The organism is Paraburkholderia nemoris (assembly GCF_905221015.1).
Taxonomy (GTDB): domain Bacteria; phylum Pseudomonadota; class Gammaproteobacteria; order Burkholderiales; family Burkholderiaceae; genus Paraburkholderia; species Paraburkholderia nemoris.
This window is the reverse complement of record NZ_CAJNBO010000032.1, coordinates 53,599-69,137: the sequence shown is the minus strand read 5'-3', so window position 1 is coordinate 69,137 and position 15,539 is coordinate 53,599. Positions and strand designations below refer to the sequence as shown.

The 15,539-nt window shown below is 59.7% G+C and carries 16 protein-coding genes; 10 read left to right on the top strand and 6 right to left on the bottom strand.

What is annotated here, in order from left to right:
* Positions 1-98 precede the first annotated feature (98 nt).
* The gene (locus KHO33_RS34895) at positions 99-866 is read right to left on the bottom strand and encodes a Crp/Fnr family transcriptional regulator (protein ID WP_211629253.1); all 768 of its coding nucleotides are present in this window, start codon (positions 864-866) and stop codon (positions 99-101) included.
* Positions 867-1,166: 300 nt separating this feature from the next.
* Here KHO33_RS34895 and KHO33_RS34890 point away from each other — a divergent pair, with 300 nt between their 5' ends.
* Together KHO33_RS34890 and KHO33_RS34885 are read left to right on the top strand one after the other, a co-directional pair.
* On the top strand, positions 1,167-2,813 hold the full coding sequence (locus KHO33_RS34890) for an FAD-dependent oxidoreductase (RefSeq protein ID WP_200566874.1): 1,647 nt from the start codon (positions 1,167-1,169) through the stop codon (positions 2,811-2,813).
* On the top strand, positions 2,810-3,139 hold the full coding sequence (locus KHO33_RS34885; RefSeq protein WP_200566875.1) for a 4Fe-4S dicluster domain-containing protein: 330 nt from the start codon (positions 2,810-2,812) through the stop codon (positions 3,137-3,139). The genes KHO33_RS34890 and KHO33_RS34885 overlap by 4 nt, the downstream gene beginning before the upstream one ends.
* A 70-nt stretch (positions 3,140-3,209) precedes the next feature.
* Here the strand turns inward: KHO33_RS34885 and KHO33_RS34880 are convergent, their stop codons facing one another.
* The 3 genes from KHO33_RS34880 to KHO33_RS34870 form a co-directional block, all read right to left on the bottom strand.
* A complete protein-coding gene (locus KHO33_RS34880; RefSeq protein WP_054039181.1) occupies positions 3,210-4,055 on the bottom strand; it encodes an SDR family NAD(P)-dependent oxidoreductase in 846 nt (281 codons plus the stop codon).
* 58 nt (positions 4,056-4,113) lie between these two features.
* A complete protein-coding gene (locus KHO33_RS34875; protein WP_234480731.1) occupies positions 4,114-4,671 on the bottom strand; it encodes a TetR/AcrR family transcriptional regulator in 558 nt (185 codons plus the stop codon).
* A gap of 126 nt (positions 4,672-4,797) precedes the next feature.
* A complete protein-coding gene (locus KHO33_RS34870) occupies positions 4,798-5,256 on the bottom strand; it encodes a MarR family winged helix-turn-helix transcriptional regulator (protein ID WP_200566877.1) in 459 nt (152 codons plus the stop codon).
* A 294-nt stretch (positions 5,257-5,550) separates the two neighbouring features.
* Between KHO33_RS34870 and KHO33_RS34865 the strand changes: the two genes are divergently transcribed.
* The 3 genes from KHO33_RS34865 (at position 5,551) to KHO33_RS34855 (ending at position 9,097) form a co-directional block, all read left to right on the top strand.
* The gene (locus KHO33_RS34865) at positions 5,551-7,200 is read left to right on the top strand and encodes an FAD-dependent monooxygenase (RefSeq protein ID WP_200566878.1); all 1,650 of its coding nucleotides are present in this window, start codon (positions 5,551-5,553) and stop codon (positions 7,198-7,200) included.
* 117 nt (positions 7,201-7,317) lie between these two features.
* Positions 7,318-8,469, top strand: coding sequence for a porin (locus tag KHO33_RS34860; RefSeq protein WP_054039187.1), 1,152 nt, complete (start codon positions 7,318-7,320; stop codon positions 8,467-8,469).
* A gap of 43 nt (positions 8,470-8,512) precedes the next feature.
* A complete protein-coding gene (locus tag KHO33_RS34855) occupies positions 8,513-9,097 on the top strand; it encodes a YceI family protein (RefSeq protein WP_200566879.1) in 585 nt (194 codons plus the stop codon).
* Positions 9,098-9,202: 105 nt separating this feature from the next.
* On the opposite strand, the gene KHO33_RS34850 is transcribed toward KHO33_RS34855, so the two are convergent.
* A complete protein-coding gene (locus KHO33_RS34850) occupies positions 9,203-9,766 on the bottom strand; it encodes a lipid-binding SYLF domain-containing protein (RefSeq protein ID WP_054039190.1) in 564 nt (187 codons plus the stop codon).
* Between the two features lie 241 nt (positions 9,767-10,007).
* Here KHO33_RS34850 and KHO33_RS34845 point away from each other — a divergent pair, with 241 nt between their 5' ends.
* Positions 10,008-10,769, top strand: a complete 762-nt coding sequence (locus tag KHO33_RS34845) for a bestrophin-like domain (protein ID WP_054039193.1) — start codon at positions 10,008-10,010, stop codon at positions 10,767-10,769.
* A gap of 106 nt (positions 10,770-10,875) precedes the next feature.
* Here the strand turns inward: KHO33_RS34845 and KHO33_RS34840 are convergent, their stop codons facing one another.
* Complete coding sequence (locus tag KHO33_RS34840; RefSeq protein ID WP_234480732.1) at positions 10,876-11,739, bottom strand: transporter; 864 nt, start codon at positions 11,737-11,739, stop codon at positions 10,876-10,878.
* Positions 11,740-12,057: 318 nt separating this feature from the next.
* On the opposite strand from KHO33_RS34840, the gene KHO33_RS34835 reads away from it, so the two are divergent.
* The 4 genes from KHO33_RS34835 (at position 12,058) to KHO33_RS34820 (ending at position 15,510) form a co-directional block, all read left to right on the top strand.
* Positions 12,058-12,342: a hypothetical protein gene (locus KHO33_RS34835; protein ID WP_054039195.1), complete on the top strand. Its 285-nt coding sequence runs from the start codon at positions 12,058-12,060 to the stop codon at positions 12,340-12,342.
* A gap of 689 nt (positions 12,343-13,031) precedes the next feature.
* Complete coding sequence (locus KHO33_RS34830; protein WP_200566880.1) at positions 13,032-14,240, top strand: PAS domain-containing sensor histidine kinase; 1,209 nt, start codon at positions 13,032-13,034, stop codon at positions 14,238-14,240.
* Positions 14,241-14,245: 5 nt separating this feature from the next.
* Positions 14,246-14,881, top strand: a complete 636-nt coding sequence (locus tag KHO33_RS34825; RefSeq protein WP_200566881.1) for a response regulator transcription factor — start codon at positions 14,246-14,248, stop codon at positions 14,879-14,881.
* 242 nt (positions 14,882-15,123) lie between these two features.
* On the top strand, positions 15,124-15,510 hold the full coding sequence (locus KHO33_RS34820) for a response regulator transcription factor (RefSeq protein WP_054039200.1): 387 nt from the start codon (positions 15,124-15,126) through the stop codon (positions 15,508-15,510).
* The last annotated feature ends 29 nt before the right edge of the window (positions 15,511-15,539 follow it).

The window sequence follows — 15,539 nt, the reverse complement described above, 5'->3', positions numbered from 1 at the left end:
AACGACAGATTGCCCAATCAGCCTACCTGGATAATGACCCCGTCGTCGTTCGAATATGACCGCGAAAGATCGTACCGACAGCGATCTGGTGCGGTTGCTCAAACGCGGCGGTGCGGCTCGAACGGTTCAATCGATTGGGCGGGTGGCTGCCTGACGATGGATTCGAGTTCGGCGGTATCGACCAGGGTGATCCGGCCGTATCGGATGCGCACGAGTTGCCGGTCTATGAACCAGCGCAGTTCCTTGTTGACGTGCTGGCGCGAGGCCATGAGCAGTGCAGCCAGATCCTCCTGCGACAGACGGATGCCGAGCGTCACGCCATCATTATCGGTGTGGCCGTAGCGTTTGCCGAGCGCGAGTAAATGGCCAGCGAGGCGCGCGCGAAACGACATCAAACCAACATTGCCGAGGCAGTCGTGAAGGTGCCGCGCACGTGTGGCAAGTAGCCGGAGCAGGCTTGCGGTGAGGGTCGGTTCGCGTTCGAGTGCGGCGTTCAACGCATCGGCGGGAATATGAAAAAGCCGGGTGAGTCCACGTGCCCGCTGGTTGTGAATGGAGCGCTGATCGGTCATCACGGCGGTGAGGTTGGCCAGCTCGCCTGGCGGGATGAATGTCTCGACGGCCCGGATGCCCTGGGTGCTTGGCCATCCCCATTCGAGCATGCCGGAAAGAATGATGTGGATATCGGTGCAGGGATCGTTGGCGAGATAAATCAGCTCGCCATCTGCATACGTGCGCAGATAGCCAGCTTCGACGAGGGCGTCGAGAACGACCTCCGGCCACGCGCGCAGGGCCTCATGGTTACGGAACGCAGTCCATATGATCTCCCGCTGCCTGCGTGACAGATCACGTCCGCTCGACTGCAATGGCAGATTTGCCGCTGCTTTGGCGGAGATATCTTCAGCGCGGTCGACAGGGGAAAGGTTTTGGGGTGGCGCTTGCATGCGGCGGTCCGTTCGGGGTGTTGAGGCGAGTATCGATAAACGCGAGCTGTGCGAATGGAATGTCTCGGGAGATTAACGATAAACGATAAACGCGTATCACGACATGGGTGCAGGGCCGCAGGATAGCTTTAGGGACGTTTTTCTTGTGAGCCGCCGGCCGTCAGCCGGCGGGACGTTGGAACGCGAGCCATCTGGATCTCGCCCAAATGGGAGAAGACTTACATGAGTCAACCGATTGTGAGCGGCGGCGCGCTGGACGATGCAACCGCAGCTACGCGTCATGATGTTGATGTGCTGGTCATCGGTGGCGGTCCGGCCGGCACCTGGGCCGCGATTAGCGCTGCAGCGAGGGGGGCGAAGGTCGTGCTCGCGGACAAGGGCTTCTGCGGGACATCGGGTGCGACGGCGCCGTCAGGCACGGCGATCTGGTATGTGTCGCCGCAGAGCGATACGCGAGAGCTGGCGAAACAGAGCCGTTTTGATCTGGGAGGCCAGCTTGCGGAACACGACTGGATGGATCGTGTCCTTGAGCAAACCTGGGTGAACGTCCACCAGCTTGCGGAATGGGGCTATCCGTTTCCCGTCGACGAAAACGGCGAGGAGCAGCGCACCTCGCTGCAGGGGCCGGATTATATGCGGCTGATGCGCAAGCGTGTGAAGGAGAGCGGGGCAAGCATCCTCGATCACAGCCCAGCCCTCGAACTACTCGTGGATGGGGGCGGCGCGGTTGCCGGCGCGCGCGGCGTGCAGCGCCAGAGCGGGGACACGTGGGTCGTGCGCGCGAAGGCCGTGGTGATTGCAACGGGCGGCTGCGCGTTTCAGAGCCGTGCGCTCGGCTGCAATGTGCTGACGGGCGACGGCCACCTGATGGCCGCCGAGGTGGGCGCGGAGATGTCCGGCATGGAGTTCTCGAATGCTTATGGGCTTGGTCCGGCATTCGCTTCGGTTACCAAATCGCTCTTCTACAAGTGGGCGACGTTCTACGACGAGCAGGGCGTGAAGCTCGAAGGAGCAGGCTCGGCATTCGGGCGCAGCATCATCGCGCGCGAGCTGCAGACGCGCCGCGTGTTCGCATGTCTCGATCGCGCCGACGAACAGGTTCGCGTGTGGATGCGCACGGCGCAACCAAACTTCTTCGTGCCTTTCGATCGGCTGGGCATCGATCCCTTCACCCAGCACTTCCCGGTAACGCTCAGGTTGGAGGGAACGGTTCGCGGAACCGGTGGCCTGCATGTCACGGGCCGCGATTGTTCGACGTCGGTGGAAGGTCTCTATGCATCAGGCGACGCCGCGACACGCGAGATGATTTGCGGCGGGTTCACCGGAGGCGGCAGCCATAACGCAGCATGGGCGATGTCGTCGGGTTTCTGGGCGGGTGCCGGTGCGGCCGACCACGCACTCGCGAAGTGTCGCGCCGGGACCGGCAGACTCTATTGCGCGGGCGATGTCGGTTTGCGCGACACGTCGCACAACTTACCCTTTGACAGCGCGAACGTCGTGAAGGCCGTGCAAGACGAGGTGTTTCCGTATGAGCGTAACTGGACGCGCAGCGGGGACCTGCTGGACGATTCGCTGGGCCGCCTCGACGCACTGTGGACGAGCTTGCGGACCAGCGCGCCGGCACGAGGTGCGCACGAGGCCGTGCGTGCGCGAGAGGCGGCGGCGATGGTCGCGACCGCGCGCTGGATGTATCGCAGCGCGCAGGTACGTACCGAGACCCGCGGCATGCATCGACGCGCGGAATATAAGTCGATCGATGCCGGGCAGCGTCACAGATTGATCAGCGGAGGTCTCGACGACGTATGGGTCCGCAGGAAGGAGGTAGATACAGGATTGGTGCCGGCCGAACATCAAGGAGCCCATGCATGATCGAAATTTTGAGCGAATCGCGCTGCACGGGATGCAATATCTGCGTGCGCGTGTGTCCCACCAATGTGTTCGAGGCGGTGGAAGGGGGCATTCCGCGGATCGCTAGGCAGAGCGACTGTCAGACCTGCTTCATGTGCGAGCTGTACTGTCCGGTGGATGCTCTGTTCGTCGCGCCGCAGGCCGATGCTGCCGTCGCGATAGACGAAGCACGTCTTCCGCACGGTGCGCGCCTCGGCAGCTACCGAGAGGCACTCGGTTGGGGGCCTGGGCGCAGATCTACCGCCGCGCTTGACGCAAGCTACGCACTACTGACGCCTATCAATTGATGAAAGACGGCAGCAATGCCATAGCTTCGACGAGAGGCCGTACCCCTCGTCAAAGGGGCAGCGGCATCGCTTATCCGGGCACGAAGCCGGTCTTGCCCTCGAACATCACCGACTCCGCGATGTCCTTTTGCGCCTGCAGCGCGGCCAGGCTCCCGGTGTAGCCGGCTTCCAGCACCGAATAGGCATCTCCGCCGAGGACAGTACGCAGCGGCGGCTCCGGCATCTGGCTGACCGTATAGATGGCGTCGGCCATTTTCACGGGGTCGCCCGAAGCGTATGCGTCGCCGTTTTCCGCGATCCAGCGGCGCAGCTTGCCAACCGCGCTGTCCTTGTATTCATCGAGTTCCGTGGTCCAGCGGATATTGGCCACGAAGTCGGTCCTCATGGAGCCCGGTTCGATGATGATGGTCTTGATACCGAACTCAGCGATTTCCTGACTTACCGCTTCGGCAAACCCTTCCAGACCGAACTTCGCGGCGTGGTACAGCGCGCCTCCCGGGAAGGCCGCACGTCCGCCGACGCTCGTGACATGGATGAACGTGCCGCGTTTCCTGGCGCGCAACGCGCCAAGGAAGGCGCGCGTGACGTGGATAGGCGCCAGCAGATTCAGCGCAATCTGCTGCTCGATATCGGCCTCGCTCATTTCCTCCATCGCGCCGATCACGGCGCCGCCTGCGTTGTTGACCACCACGTCGACATCGGGATGGCGCGCTGCGGCGGCCCGGACCTGTTCGTGATCGGCGAGGTCGACCGACTCCAGTTGGAGCAGGTCCGGATGGGCCTGCTTCAGCGCTTGCATCGCTTCGACACGCCGCACGGCTGCAATCACAGGATGCCCCTGGGCCAGTACTTTTTCCGTGAGGGCGAGTCCGAGACCGCCGGACGCGCCGGTAATGAACCACTTCTGATTTGCCATGATGCCGCTCTCCTTACAAATAATGAGCGCGTACTCGCTCAATAAAAACCGAAAATTTTTAAACTGTGATTGCCCGCCAGGCGACATGAAAGCCGAGTTGCAGGTGACGTTCAGCGCTCTCGGGGTGCTTGTCGACGTACTCGATCGTCGTGTCGGCGATGTGCTCGATTATGGACGAAAGAAATGCGATCGAGGCGTCCACCAGCACGCCATCGCGCACGGCGTCTTCCATCATCTGGGATATCGCCAGAAACGGCCCCGTGCCCTGCGCCCGTGTGTCGTCGAGTATGTGGCCGGAAGCCGAAAGGCGCGAGAGGGCGGAGCGCCCAGCCGCATTGGCCAGTCCCCAATTCACATAACGCTCGAAGACGTACTGCATGCGCTGGCGATAGCCCGCCTCGTGTGGATAGTCCGGCATTACGGATCTGGCCAGATCCTGCTTCAGGTGCAGGTAGAGTTCCTGGAACAGCGCATCCTTGTTCTCGAAGTAGGTGAACAGGGTGCCTTCGGCCACGCCGGCGCGCTTGGCGATGCCCGCCGTGGTGGCCAGCACGCCCTGTTCAGCAACGGTCTGCGTTGCTGACAGCAGCAGGGCGCTGCGCTTTTCCGGACTCAAAGGACGTGCCATCGTATGTCTGAAGAAAAAATAGAGTGATTACGCGCTCAATTATAACTGCTTTTTGGGATGAGTACCGATCGGAAGACGGGGCGGGGAATGACACTCCCGCGCGAACGAGTCGAGTCAAACAAGGTCATCAAGCGCGCCGGCGTTTTCGTACACCTTGAGCAGCATGGTGCGCAGCACCTGAACGTCGTTCGCAGTGAAACCGCTCAGTATCACCGACTCATGTTGCTTCGCGACCGGGACGATGCGCAGCGCCAGTTCGTCGCCCTTGCTTGTCAGGGCAATCCTGATTGATCGACCATCCGTCGTGCTCTTCTCGCGCTTGACCAAGTCCTGACTCTCAAGGCGATCAATGATCCTGGACAGCGCAGAAATATCCGATGTCGCATGCACCGACAATTCAGACAAGGTCTGGTGCGGAACATACAACAGCGAGGCACAGACCCGCCACTCGCTAAGGTTCAGGCCGAACGGTTTCAGTGCCTTCGCGAATGCGTTTCCCATCCGGCCTCCGGCACGTGTCAACAGGAACGGAATCGCCTGTTCGAGTTCTTGTGGTCGTTTCGGTGTCTTCATGGTCATCGTGGGTTGCGGGTTTACATGGGTACGTATATTTGAAAAATCAACTATACTCCACTTCAAATATAATTGAAAAATCAAATAAATGTTAGCCGGCGGAATTCGGATAACCCACATCTTTCTGAGTGAGCGACGTGTCATACGCTGAACTTGGGCAGACGTGAGGGAGGCATCGGATCGATCGAGTGTGGCTGGGCATGAAAGATTCAGAGTTGGTCTTTCAATCACTTCATTGGCATTGCTAATAAAAATAACAATTGCAGTGACGATCTATACGAACGGAGATCGGATTTGGACACTCAAGTCATCATTGTCGGAGCTGGCCCGGTAGGACTGACACTTGCGATCGACCTTGGCAAGCGCGGCATAGCGTGTGTGCTCGTCGAGCAAAAGGCAGAGCCGCAGTTCCTGCCGAAAATGGAACGTTGCAACGCGCGGACCATGGAGATCTTCCGGCGGCTTGGTCTCGCGGATCGCATCCGGGCTGCCGGCATGCCCGAGGACGTCCCCATGGACATCCAGATCATCCGTTCCATGGTGGAGCCTCCGATTCTGCGCTTGCCCTATCCGTCGGTGGCGCAGGCTCGCGCGCTCACGCACGAGAACCACGAAGGCACCCTTCCGCTCGAACCGTATCAACTCATCTCGCAGTACACGCTGGAGCCGCTTCTTCTTGAGGTGGTCGAGCAATTGCCGGCGGTCACGGTGATGCGGAGTACGACGTTTCTGGAATTTACCGAGCAGGGCGATGGCGTTCTGGTGGCGGTCAATGCCGCCGATGGTGTGAGAAGAACCTTGACGGCCGCCTACCTCGTAGGCTGCGACGGTGGCGCGAGCCCTGTACGGAAGCAACTGGGCATCCGTCTGGAGGGCGAGGGCGACATTGCGCGACTGAGACAGGGCCTGTTCTACTGCGAGCAACTCTACGAGCGGCTTCCGATAGGCAACGGGCCGAGCCGGGGCCGGCACTATCTGCTGGCGGGCGGGTCTCCCACGTTCATGATCATGCAGGACTCCACACGACATTGGACAGTCCATTCCGTCGTCGAGAGCGATGACGAGATGCGACGGATGTTCGAGCGGATCATCGGCGTTGCCTTGCCCTACGAGATGCTGTATTGCGCGGAATGGCGGCAGAATCTGCTGCTGGCCGAGCGCTATGGAAAGGGACGGGTGTTTCTCGCAGGCGATGCGGTGCATCTCGTGATTCCGACGGGCGGTCTCGGCATGAACACCGGCGTTGGCGACGCCACGGATCTTGCCTGGAAGTTGGCCGCTACGCTGCAAGGGTGGGGCGGCCCGGGCTTGCTGGCCTCCTACGAAGCTGAACGGCGCCAGATTGGCGAGCGGGTCGTCGGCGCGTCGCGCTACGCGTCGCTTGGATATCGCGCCTGGCTGGCGGCGGTGCGCCCGGAGATCGGAGACGATACGCCCGCAGGGTCGGCTGCTCGTGCCCACCTGGCCGTTGTGGCGAACGTGGAGCAGCGCAAGTCGAACGAGATGATCGGCGCGGAACTGGGCTATCGCTATGTGGATTCGCCCATTATCGACAATGTACCGGGAGGGCCGCAGCACGATCTGCGTGCCTATCTTCCCACGACGTGGCCGGGCGCGCGGCTTCCCCATATGTGGCTCACCGACGCAAGCGCCATCCAGGACCGGCTATGGCCGGAGCGCTACACGCTGATCGACGTTACGGGTGGGCATGATGCGGGCCCGCTTCTCGCAGCGTTCGAAGCGATCGGCGCGCCGCTCGACGTGCTCGTGCTCGCGGATTCGGCGCTTCGCACCGTCTATCAGCGCGACCTCATCCTCGTGCGTCCCGACATGCATGTCGCGTGGCGCGGCAACCGGCTTCCTCAGGCCGTCGATGATCTCGCCGCGAAGGTGACAGGACATAGCAACGCAAACCGCGCACTGGGCTCGATCAGCAGTGGCTGACCGAGCCGGCCGAATCTAAGCAAATCAATATTCAGTCGGCACGACGCAGCAGACTCGACGCGTGACGGCGCAGGGGTGCCGTCGTCTTGAGATTTCAACAACATTGGAGACGAAAAAATGAGCGCACGGTTGAATCGGGTCAGAGGTGGCCATTCATGGCACCGGCTGTTTTGGTGGACGCTTCCGTCGCTTGCGGCATGTGTGTCGGGCGTATCGCATGCGCAGAGCTCGGTCACCCTATATGGGATCATCGATACCGGCGTTGAATACGTGACGAACGTCGGTGCTAAAAAATCCAGCTCAGTGCACGTGCCGTCTCTTACAGCCTCGCTACCATCGCTGTGGGGCCTCCGTGGCAAAGAGGATCTAGGTGGTGGTCTGAGTGCGATTTTTGTATTGGAGTCGGGGTTTGCTCCCGCACAGGGCACGCTGAATCAAGGGGGACGTCTGTTTGGCAGGCAGGCCTATGTCGGGCTTGCGGGGCGGTGGGGGACCTTGACCCTCGGGCGGCAATATTCGCAAATCTTTTGGGCGGTATTAACGGGCGACACGCTGGCGCCGAATATCTTTGCCGCCGCCGATCTGGACCCCTACTTGACCCAGCCGCGCGTTGACAATTCGATCGCCTATACCTTCACGTCGTCGGGACTGACGGTGAGCGCGATGTATTCACTGGGACGTGACGTGGCCGATAGTGCGCCGGCCGGAGGGTGCGCCGGCCAATCGCCGACTGACTGGCGGGCCTGCAAATCAATGTCCGCGATGGTGAAATATGACGCCGGGAAATGGGGTGCGGCAGCGGCCATCGATCGCAACTACGGTGGGGGCGGCACTGGCTCGCCCTTGCCACTTAGCTCGCAAACCGATACACGCGCCGTCATCGACGGCTACGTGAAATTTGGCAATTCGACTTTCGGTGCAGGATTCCAACACCGGATCAATCACGGCGTGCAGACGCCGAAAGTCTTCGACGCGACCAGCAACTATTGGTGGGTCGGCGGTTCCTACTTGCCCGTTCCATATATTTCGCTTGACGCACAGTTCGGCCATATCACCGTGAACAGCAATGACGCGGGGGGCTCCGTGATCGCCGCGCGCGCGATGTACTTCCTGTCCAAGGGCACTGCGGTGTACGTCACGGCAGGGCACGTGTTTAACCAGCGTAACGCAGCGTTCTCGATTGATGGCGGTGTGGTTCCGCCCGCTTCGACGCCATTGCCCGGCGTGGGTCAAACCGGCGCGATGGTGGGGATTCGACATCTGTTCTAAAGAATAGGCAACAAAACCGCTCAGGACACCCAGGAGGATCACAATGAAGAAACAGATTTTGGCCGTAGCGATCGCCGCTCTGGCAGCCGGCACATCGTTCGGCGCAAAGGCAGCGGAGACCACGTATCAACTGGATCCCACGCACACGTACCCCAGCTTTGAAGCCGATCACTTCGGCGGCGTCTCGATCTGGCGCGGCAAGTTCAACAGGAGCAGCGGTAAGGTCACGATCGATCGCGAAGCCAGGACCGGCACGCTGGAAGCGACTATCGATATGACGTCGGTGGATATCGGCAACGATACGCTGGATACGGCATTGAAGAGTTCGAAATTCTTCGATGCCACTCAATTCCCAACTGCTGTTTATAAGGGTACGTCGATGACGTTCAAGGGCAATGTGCCGGTCGAGGTGATCGGAGCGTTGACCCTCCACGGCGTGACGAAGCCGTTGAATCTGAAGATCGAGTCGTTCAAGTGTTTCCAGAACCCGTTGCTCAAACGCGAAGTGTGCGGCACGGAATCGACCGCGAGTTTCGACCGGTCGGACTTCGGCGTTGACATGGGCAAGACGTACGGCTTCAGGATGCAAACGGTGCTGCACATCCAGGCTGAAGGGATCAGGCAATAAGGCAGCTTCGCCCCGTCATATGGGGCGAGTTTCATCGCGCCGCGACACGAGACAAGGCTCCTCACGCACAACGTTCAGCTTGCGCGAGAGGAGCCGCACGCCGGGTCACGGCGTGTATTTGGTGATCTTTTGCCCTTGCACGCCGAGACCTGCCATCAATCCTTGCTGACCGTAGATAAAGGCATACACGTCGGATTTCAGGGTCGTGGTGGTCATCGATTTGCCCATTCCCGCGTCTACGACAACTACGCTCGGGCCGACGCCGACCGACCATCCGTCGCTCGTGTTGAGATAGTTGATGGCTGAATCGCTCATCAGGAACATGGCTTCAGAAAAGGTTTGTCCGCCCGCTTGCAATCCCCAGGAGACCGCTCTCGCGGTGTAGTAGCCCATTACCGTTCCATCGGGGGCGAACATCACACCCTTGCCGCCTTGCGCGCCGGCAATGAACCCCACCTTCAGAATATCGGGGAATACCAGAACCGCTTTGGCCATTTGCTGAAGTTGTTGTGTCCGTGGCGCATCGCTGACCAGTAGTTGTAGTGCGGCGCGTGCCTTCGCTTCGAGCTCAGGATCGGTTCCCGGCGTCGACGCTGTCTGCTGTGTCGAACATGAAACCGCTACCAGCAGAAGCGGCACTGCGAGGATAAGCCGAAGGTACTTGAACATGTTCGTGCTCCATTCAGGGAAATGACGTCACCGTGCGAACGCGGTTGGCGCGTCGGATTGTTCGCGGCCTGGAAAGGCGGTGATGGTGCGGCCCATGCCGGTTGCGGGACGCTTCGACTGAAACAAATAGTGGTGTTGCGGACAAGTAAAGACAATTGGACCTTGGTCCAATTGCACACTGCACGATGGCGAGCAAGATATCGAATCGCCACGTGCGCAACCAGAGACGGAGGACTGCAGGGTGAACCACCTCGTCGATGCGGCAATCGTATTCGCGTGCGTTTTCGGCAGTGCGCTGCTTGGTTCGTATCTGCGCCGCGTACTGCCACAGAACCACCTCAGCGATGAATCCACCAGCGTGGTCAAACTGGCGACCGGTCTTGTCGCAACCATGGCCGCATTGGTGCTGGGCCTGCTGATTTCGTCAGCAAAAGGTTCTTTCGACACCATGAATACGGAGCTTTTGCATAGCGCTGCCGCTATCGTTCGTCTTGATCGCGTGCTGGCTCACTATGGTCCGGAGACGCAGGAGATTCGCAGCGCGCTTAAACGCACAACCGAGGCTTCGGTCGCGGCGATGTCTTCCGGCGATCCCGCTCAACTGGCCAGATTGAGCAGCCCCGAAGCCGTTGCTCGCGGAGAAGCATTCCAGCGTCAAGTGGAGGAGCTTTCGCCGCACACCGACACGCAGCGTCAATTGCAGGCGCGGGCGTTGCAAATCGTCGACGACGTATTAGCTACGCGTTGGCTCGCGCTTCTTCAGCAAACGGGTTCGATTCCGATCCCATTGCTGGTGGTTCTGGTGTCGTGGCTGGCGATCCTCTTTGGCACGTTCGGCCTGTTTGCGCCTCGCAACGGCACGACGATGACGGCGCTCGTGATGTGTGCACTGTCGACTTCCGGTGCAATCTTCCTGATTATGGAAATGAACACGCCGCTCGGAGGAATAGTAAAAATATCCTTCGCGCCGATGCGCGCGGCGCTCGATATTCTCGGGCATTAAGCATTAGACACTAGGCATAAAACACTAGGTAAAAGGCATTAGGTAGTGTAAATCAGGAACTAGGTTTCTAGCGAATCCGCCAGACAACTGAATTGCCAGACAGGGCTCAATTGAACCAGTGATATTGAAGCGCGATCGAGATTGTCTGGAAGTTGCCGCCCACACGTGTTACCAGGCCGCGCGACCACGCGAGTTTGGCGGACCATTTCGCTGCCAGCGGGACGGACAACGTGACGCCGTATCGTGCGCTGAGTTGGTAATCCTGATCAGCGACACCGTTGACGTGGGTGCGTCCACCCGTAAAGTAAGTGACATCCGCGGCAAGCCATAGTCCGGGGCGCCAGGTGTACCCGCCGTGCCATTGGAAAGCCGGCATGGGATCCTGGCTGCGCCGATGGCCGCCGAAAAAAGCGTCGTTGTCGGTGAAAAGCCATACGCCTGCCGCAGCATCCATGAACCAGTTGCCGAATGGCTGGGAGAGCCCGATCTCGGGTTTGAACGCCCAGCGGTTAGCGCCGATATTGATGAGGCGGGCGGGTACGTACTGACCCGTCGGTGCGACTACGCTCAGGCTGATGCCAAGGATCGTGCTGGGTGCGCGTCGCACGAATTCTTCCGGAGAGAGCGCCGGGTCGCCGAGCAGGTTCGCCGCGATCCTGAAGTGCACGTCGCCGGGACCCGAGCGGTATTGCTGCTGAAACACACCCTTCACGTCACCGCTCACATTCGCGTTCGCATAGGGCACCGACACCGCGGTACTCACGATATGTCCCGCTACTCCGAAACTGTGGGAATAGCCGAGCGAAAAGATGTTGATATGTGCCTGCACATTGGTGATTGGCAACGATGGATCGAACGATACGTCGCCGCTCGATCGCGCATAGTCGAATACCGCGAAATTGGTCCCCACCGGCACGGCAGAATAGGCGCGCGGCTCCATCTCCTGTGCGTAAATTGACGGTGCGGACATCGAGCACAGCAGAGCGGGGCCGAGCCACGCGAACCGGAAGCACCGTAATTGCGGGACTGTGCGATTCGAATCGTTCGATGCATGCGGCATTGTGGTCAAATCCACTTCTCTTGTTGCCTGATGTGCCGGACGACACGTCGCAAGTCCGCGCGTCAGCGCTGAGCCAATGCTCCCGTGGCGGAGTCGCCTCCATGAGGCGGCTGAAATGCTGCTGCCTGCAATAGGACCAAGGTCCAATAGGCATGCGAGCGGATGAGGCTAATCTGGAAGTTGCGGTGGACGTAGCCGTGCCTGTGCCTGCTGCCTCAGGAGACGACGATGAAAGTGTTGTTCGTGTTGATAGCCTTTGCGCTGTCATCCAATGTATTCGCGGAGTGCACCACTAATGCGCGAGGTATGACCGAATGCAACAACGGACAGGCGGCCGGCGGCTATAACCCGAACACCGGCAACGCATGGAAGGCGCAAAAGAATCAGAACGGTGTCACGACAACAACGACGAGCAAAGGCGGAGAAGCCAAGACCAAAAACGGTAAGGGCGTATATAAGAGTCCGAGCGGACAGACCTGCTATCGCACAGCCAATGGTCACGGGTGCAATTGATGGGGTGTGAAACTGTGCTAACCATTGATGAAGCATCAAGGAAAGGTCGAATTTGATCACCTTCGTCAGCGGACCGTAATATGTGCAAAAGAAATACCTCAATTGCGTTTACATGTTTAACAGCCCGTACTACGATTAATTTTACCGGTTGAAAGCGCCCCGCAGATGTAACTCATACCGGTGCACTCGTTTCGCATGCATCCACAGACAGCGCAGTCTTCGTCAACTTATTAACTGTCTAAAGAGACGATGAACCTGCTGTTCAAGAGGCACAGTCTCGCGTCGATGTTCAGCAAGACTTTTGGCAGCCAATCTCGCGGTGCCGAATCTTGAGAGGCCGTTCGGACATGAGCATCGTCATGCCTGCTGTCGTCATTTTGCAAACCGCGATCATTCTCGGGTTGCTGGTGCTCGGATTGCGGCATCGCGCATCTGCGGCGTTCGGCAGTGTTAATCCGCCAATCAACGGAGCGAATTCTAGCGACCGCGGGATACCTGGTGAGCATGCGGCGCATTCAGCGCATCTCGAACTGGCGGTTAAAGCATCTCTACATGATTCCTTAAATCATCCCCGTCAATCAGAAAGTCTCCGTCCCGAGCAATTTCTCAACTCTCCCGCAGTTTCCGGTGCGCCGGACAACGGCTTACCGGCGTCGCGTGCGAGACGGCGCTTTACGGATCGGTTCCGCATGATGGCCTCCGCGAGAACCGCGCGCAGGAAGACTTATGACGACGTCGCGCGAGCGGCGCTCGTGCACGATTCACACGCTGATGTTGACGAACAGGTGAGCGGCGAGCGCTATTTTCGTGAAGTACTGGCGTTGTTGCCGCTAGCCACGCTGATGCTCGACGAGCGCGGCGTGATGGCAATGGTCAATCCGCAAGCGGATCGGCTCTTCGGTTATGACTGTGATGAGTTGCTAGGCAAGCCGGTGGAAATGCTGGTTCACGCGCTGCGTTTCGACAGCCACGCATCGCGCTGGGCGGACCCCATGGTCACGCAGCAATCGTGCAGCTTCCTGCCGCTGGACGACCTATGCGCACGCCGTAAGGACGGCAGCGAGTTTCGTGCCGACGTCGACCTGAGTGCATTTCGTTTCGACGGTGAAAACGTCACGCTCGCATTCATCATCGACAAGACGGACCGGTATGAGTTACGCCGCCAGCGTCAGGATCTTGCGCATCTGACACGCGTATCGACGATGGGGCAACTCGCTTCTTCGCTAGCGCATGAGTTGAATCAGCCGCTTACCGCGATACTCAGCAACGTGCAGGCTGCGCAGCGTTTCATGACGGCGGATCCGATCGATCTGGCCGAGTTGCGCGATATTCTGAACGATATTGTCCAGGACGATTACCGGGCCAGCGAGGTGATCCGGCGCATTCGCGCGGTTGTCAAGAAGGGCGATCTCGAGATGATTCCGCTCGACCTCGCCGGCGTGATGCGCGATGTGGTGGCGCTGGTGCATAGCGATGCGATCGTGCGGGGTACACGCGTGACGCTCGATATCGACTCGACGTTGCCGCCCGTGCGCGGCGATCGGGTTCAATTGCAGCAGGTCATGCTGAATTTGTTGCTGAATGCGTTCGACGCGATGAATGAGGTTCCACCTGTGGAGCGGATGGTGTGCGTCACACTCAAACCGGCCGACGACGGCATGGTGTTGATCGCTGTTCGCGATCGGGGCCATGGATTGACCGCCGATAAGCTGGACAAGATCTTTAAGCCGTTTTTTACATCAAAACCCCAAGGGCTCGGTTTGGGATTGTCGATCAGCCGTTCCATCATCGACATGCACCGCGGGCGACTATGGGCCGAAAATAACAACGATCGAGGCGCGACATTCTACGTGGCGTTGCCGGTTGGCGATGTCACGCCGGAGGATAAGTCGCGATAAAGGCCATGACTGAATCCGATTCGCTTGTCTTCGTCGTCGACGACGACGATTCCGTGCGCCGTGCGTTGACGCGTCTGATCCACTCTGCGGGCTACCGTGTCGAAGCATACGGCAATGCCCGCGCGTTTCTCGAACGCTTGCGCGAGGTCGATTCTCCAGCCTGCCTGATTCTCGACGTGCAATTGCCTGACGTGGATGGGCTGGCATTGCAGCGCGAACTCAAAGCGGTGTTACCGATCATCTTCGTCACCGGTCATGGCGATATCGCCATGACCGTGGGTGCGATGAAAGCGGGGGCCACTGATTTTCTGGCAAAACCAGTGAACGATTGCGATCTGCTCCGCGCGATCGAAGCCGCTTTCGAACGCGTCGCGCAAACTCGCGCGGCGCGCTGCGAGCTGGATGCGATCCGTGTCCGGCTGGACAAGCTCACACCGCGTGAAAAGGAAGTCATGGCGCTCGTGGTCACGGGCCGCCTGAACAAGCAGGTGGCAGGCGAGCTTGGCACGGTCGAGAAGACCATCAAGGCGCATCGCGCGCGCGTAATGGCGAAGATGGAAGTCACTTCACTGGCCCAGCTTGTGCGTGTCGCGGACAAAGTTGGTCTCAGTGGTGCGAGCGAAACTCACGTTTCGCGCTGAAGTCATTGCAGTCCGTCAGCAGTAGTGTGGCCCGATTCGAGGCCTGGTCAGGTGCGTGCGTCGCCGAAGGGCTACTCGCCGGTCCATGCGCGGTTCGCAAGCGGCTTGCACCCGGTCCGCACCTGATCCGTGTTCGATCGACACGGGACCAAGGTCCAATATCCGCGAACCTTTACGCCTCGTAGGCTTTCGTCTGGGGGACTGCGCTGACTCGCGTATTCCCGGACACCGGACTACTCGCCATGGGAAAACTCAAACCATTCGTTGTCGTCGTCGATGACGATGAATCGGTGAGCCGGGCGATCAAGCGATTGCTTCGCTCCATCGGGATCGCCGCCGAAACATTTGCCAGCGGCGACGCGTTCCTCGACGTTCTCGCCTCGATGCCTTCGTATCGACCCGACTGCGTCATCCTCGACGTGCAGATGCCCGGGATCAATGGACTCGAAGTTCAGCGCCGCCTGTCCGGCAATGGCATGCCGGTCATCTTCATTACCGCACACGACGAGATCGGCGTACGCGAGCACGCGCTCGCGGCCGGTGCGGTTGCGTGGCTGCGCAAGCCTTTTAACGACGAACTATTCGTGAAGACGGTGCGCGCCGCGCTCGACGGTGTACCGCCTGTCTAACGAGCAATTGCATGGACCTGTAACGCGAA

Bases quoted from the DNA above. Each gene is read 5' to 3' on its own strand.
- KHO33_RS34890 (WP_200566874.1), top strand. From the start codon at position 1,167: ATGAGTCAACCGATTGTGAGCGGCGGCGCGCTGGACGATGCAACCGCA.
- KHO33_RS34885 (WP_200566875.1), top strand. From the start codon at position 2,810: ATGATCGAAATTTTGAGCGAATCGCGCTGCACGGGATGCAATATCTGC.
- KHO33_RS34880 (WP_054039181.1), bottom strand. From the start codon at position 4,055: ATGGCAAATCAGAAGTGGTTCATTACCGGCGCGTCCGGCGGTCTCGGA.
- KHO33_RS34870 (WP_200566877.1), bottom strand. From the start codon at position 5,256: ATGAAGACACCGAAACGACCACAAGAACTCGAACAGGCGATTCCGTTC.
- KHO33_RS34860 (WP_054039187.1), top strand. From the start codon at position 7,318: ATGAGCGCACGGTTGAATCGGGTCAGAGGTGGCCATTCATGGCACCGG.
- KHO33_RS34855 (WP_200566879.1), top strand. From the start codon at position 8,513: ATGAAGAAACAGATTTTGGCCGTAGCGATCGCCGCTCTGGCAGCCGGC.
- KHO33_RS34850 (WP_054039190.1), bottom strand. From the start codon at position 9,766: ATGTTCAAGTACCTTCGGCTTATCCTCGCAGTGCCGCTTCTGCTGGTA.
- KHO33_RS34840 (WP_234480732.1), bottom strand. From the start codon at position 11,739: ATGTCCGCACCGTCAATTTACGCACAGGAGATGGAGCCGCGCGCCTAT.
- KHO33_RS34835 (WP_054039195.1), top strand. From the start codon at position 12,058: ATGAAAGTGTTGTTCGTGTTGATAGCCTTTGCGCTGTCATCCAATGTA.
- KHO33_RS34830 (WP_200566880.1), top strand. From the start codon at position 13,032: ATGATGGCCTCCGCGAGAACCGCGCGCAGGAAGACTTATGACGACGTC.
- KHO33_RS34825 (WP_200566881.1), top strand. From the start codon at position 14,246: ATGACTGAATCCGATTCGCTTGTCTTCGTCGTCGACGACGACGATTCC.
- KHO33_RS34820 (WP_054039200.1), top strand. From the start codon at position 15,124: ATGGGAAAACTCAAACCATTCGTTGTCGTCGTCGATGACGATGAATCG.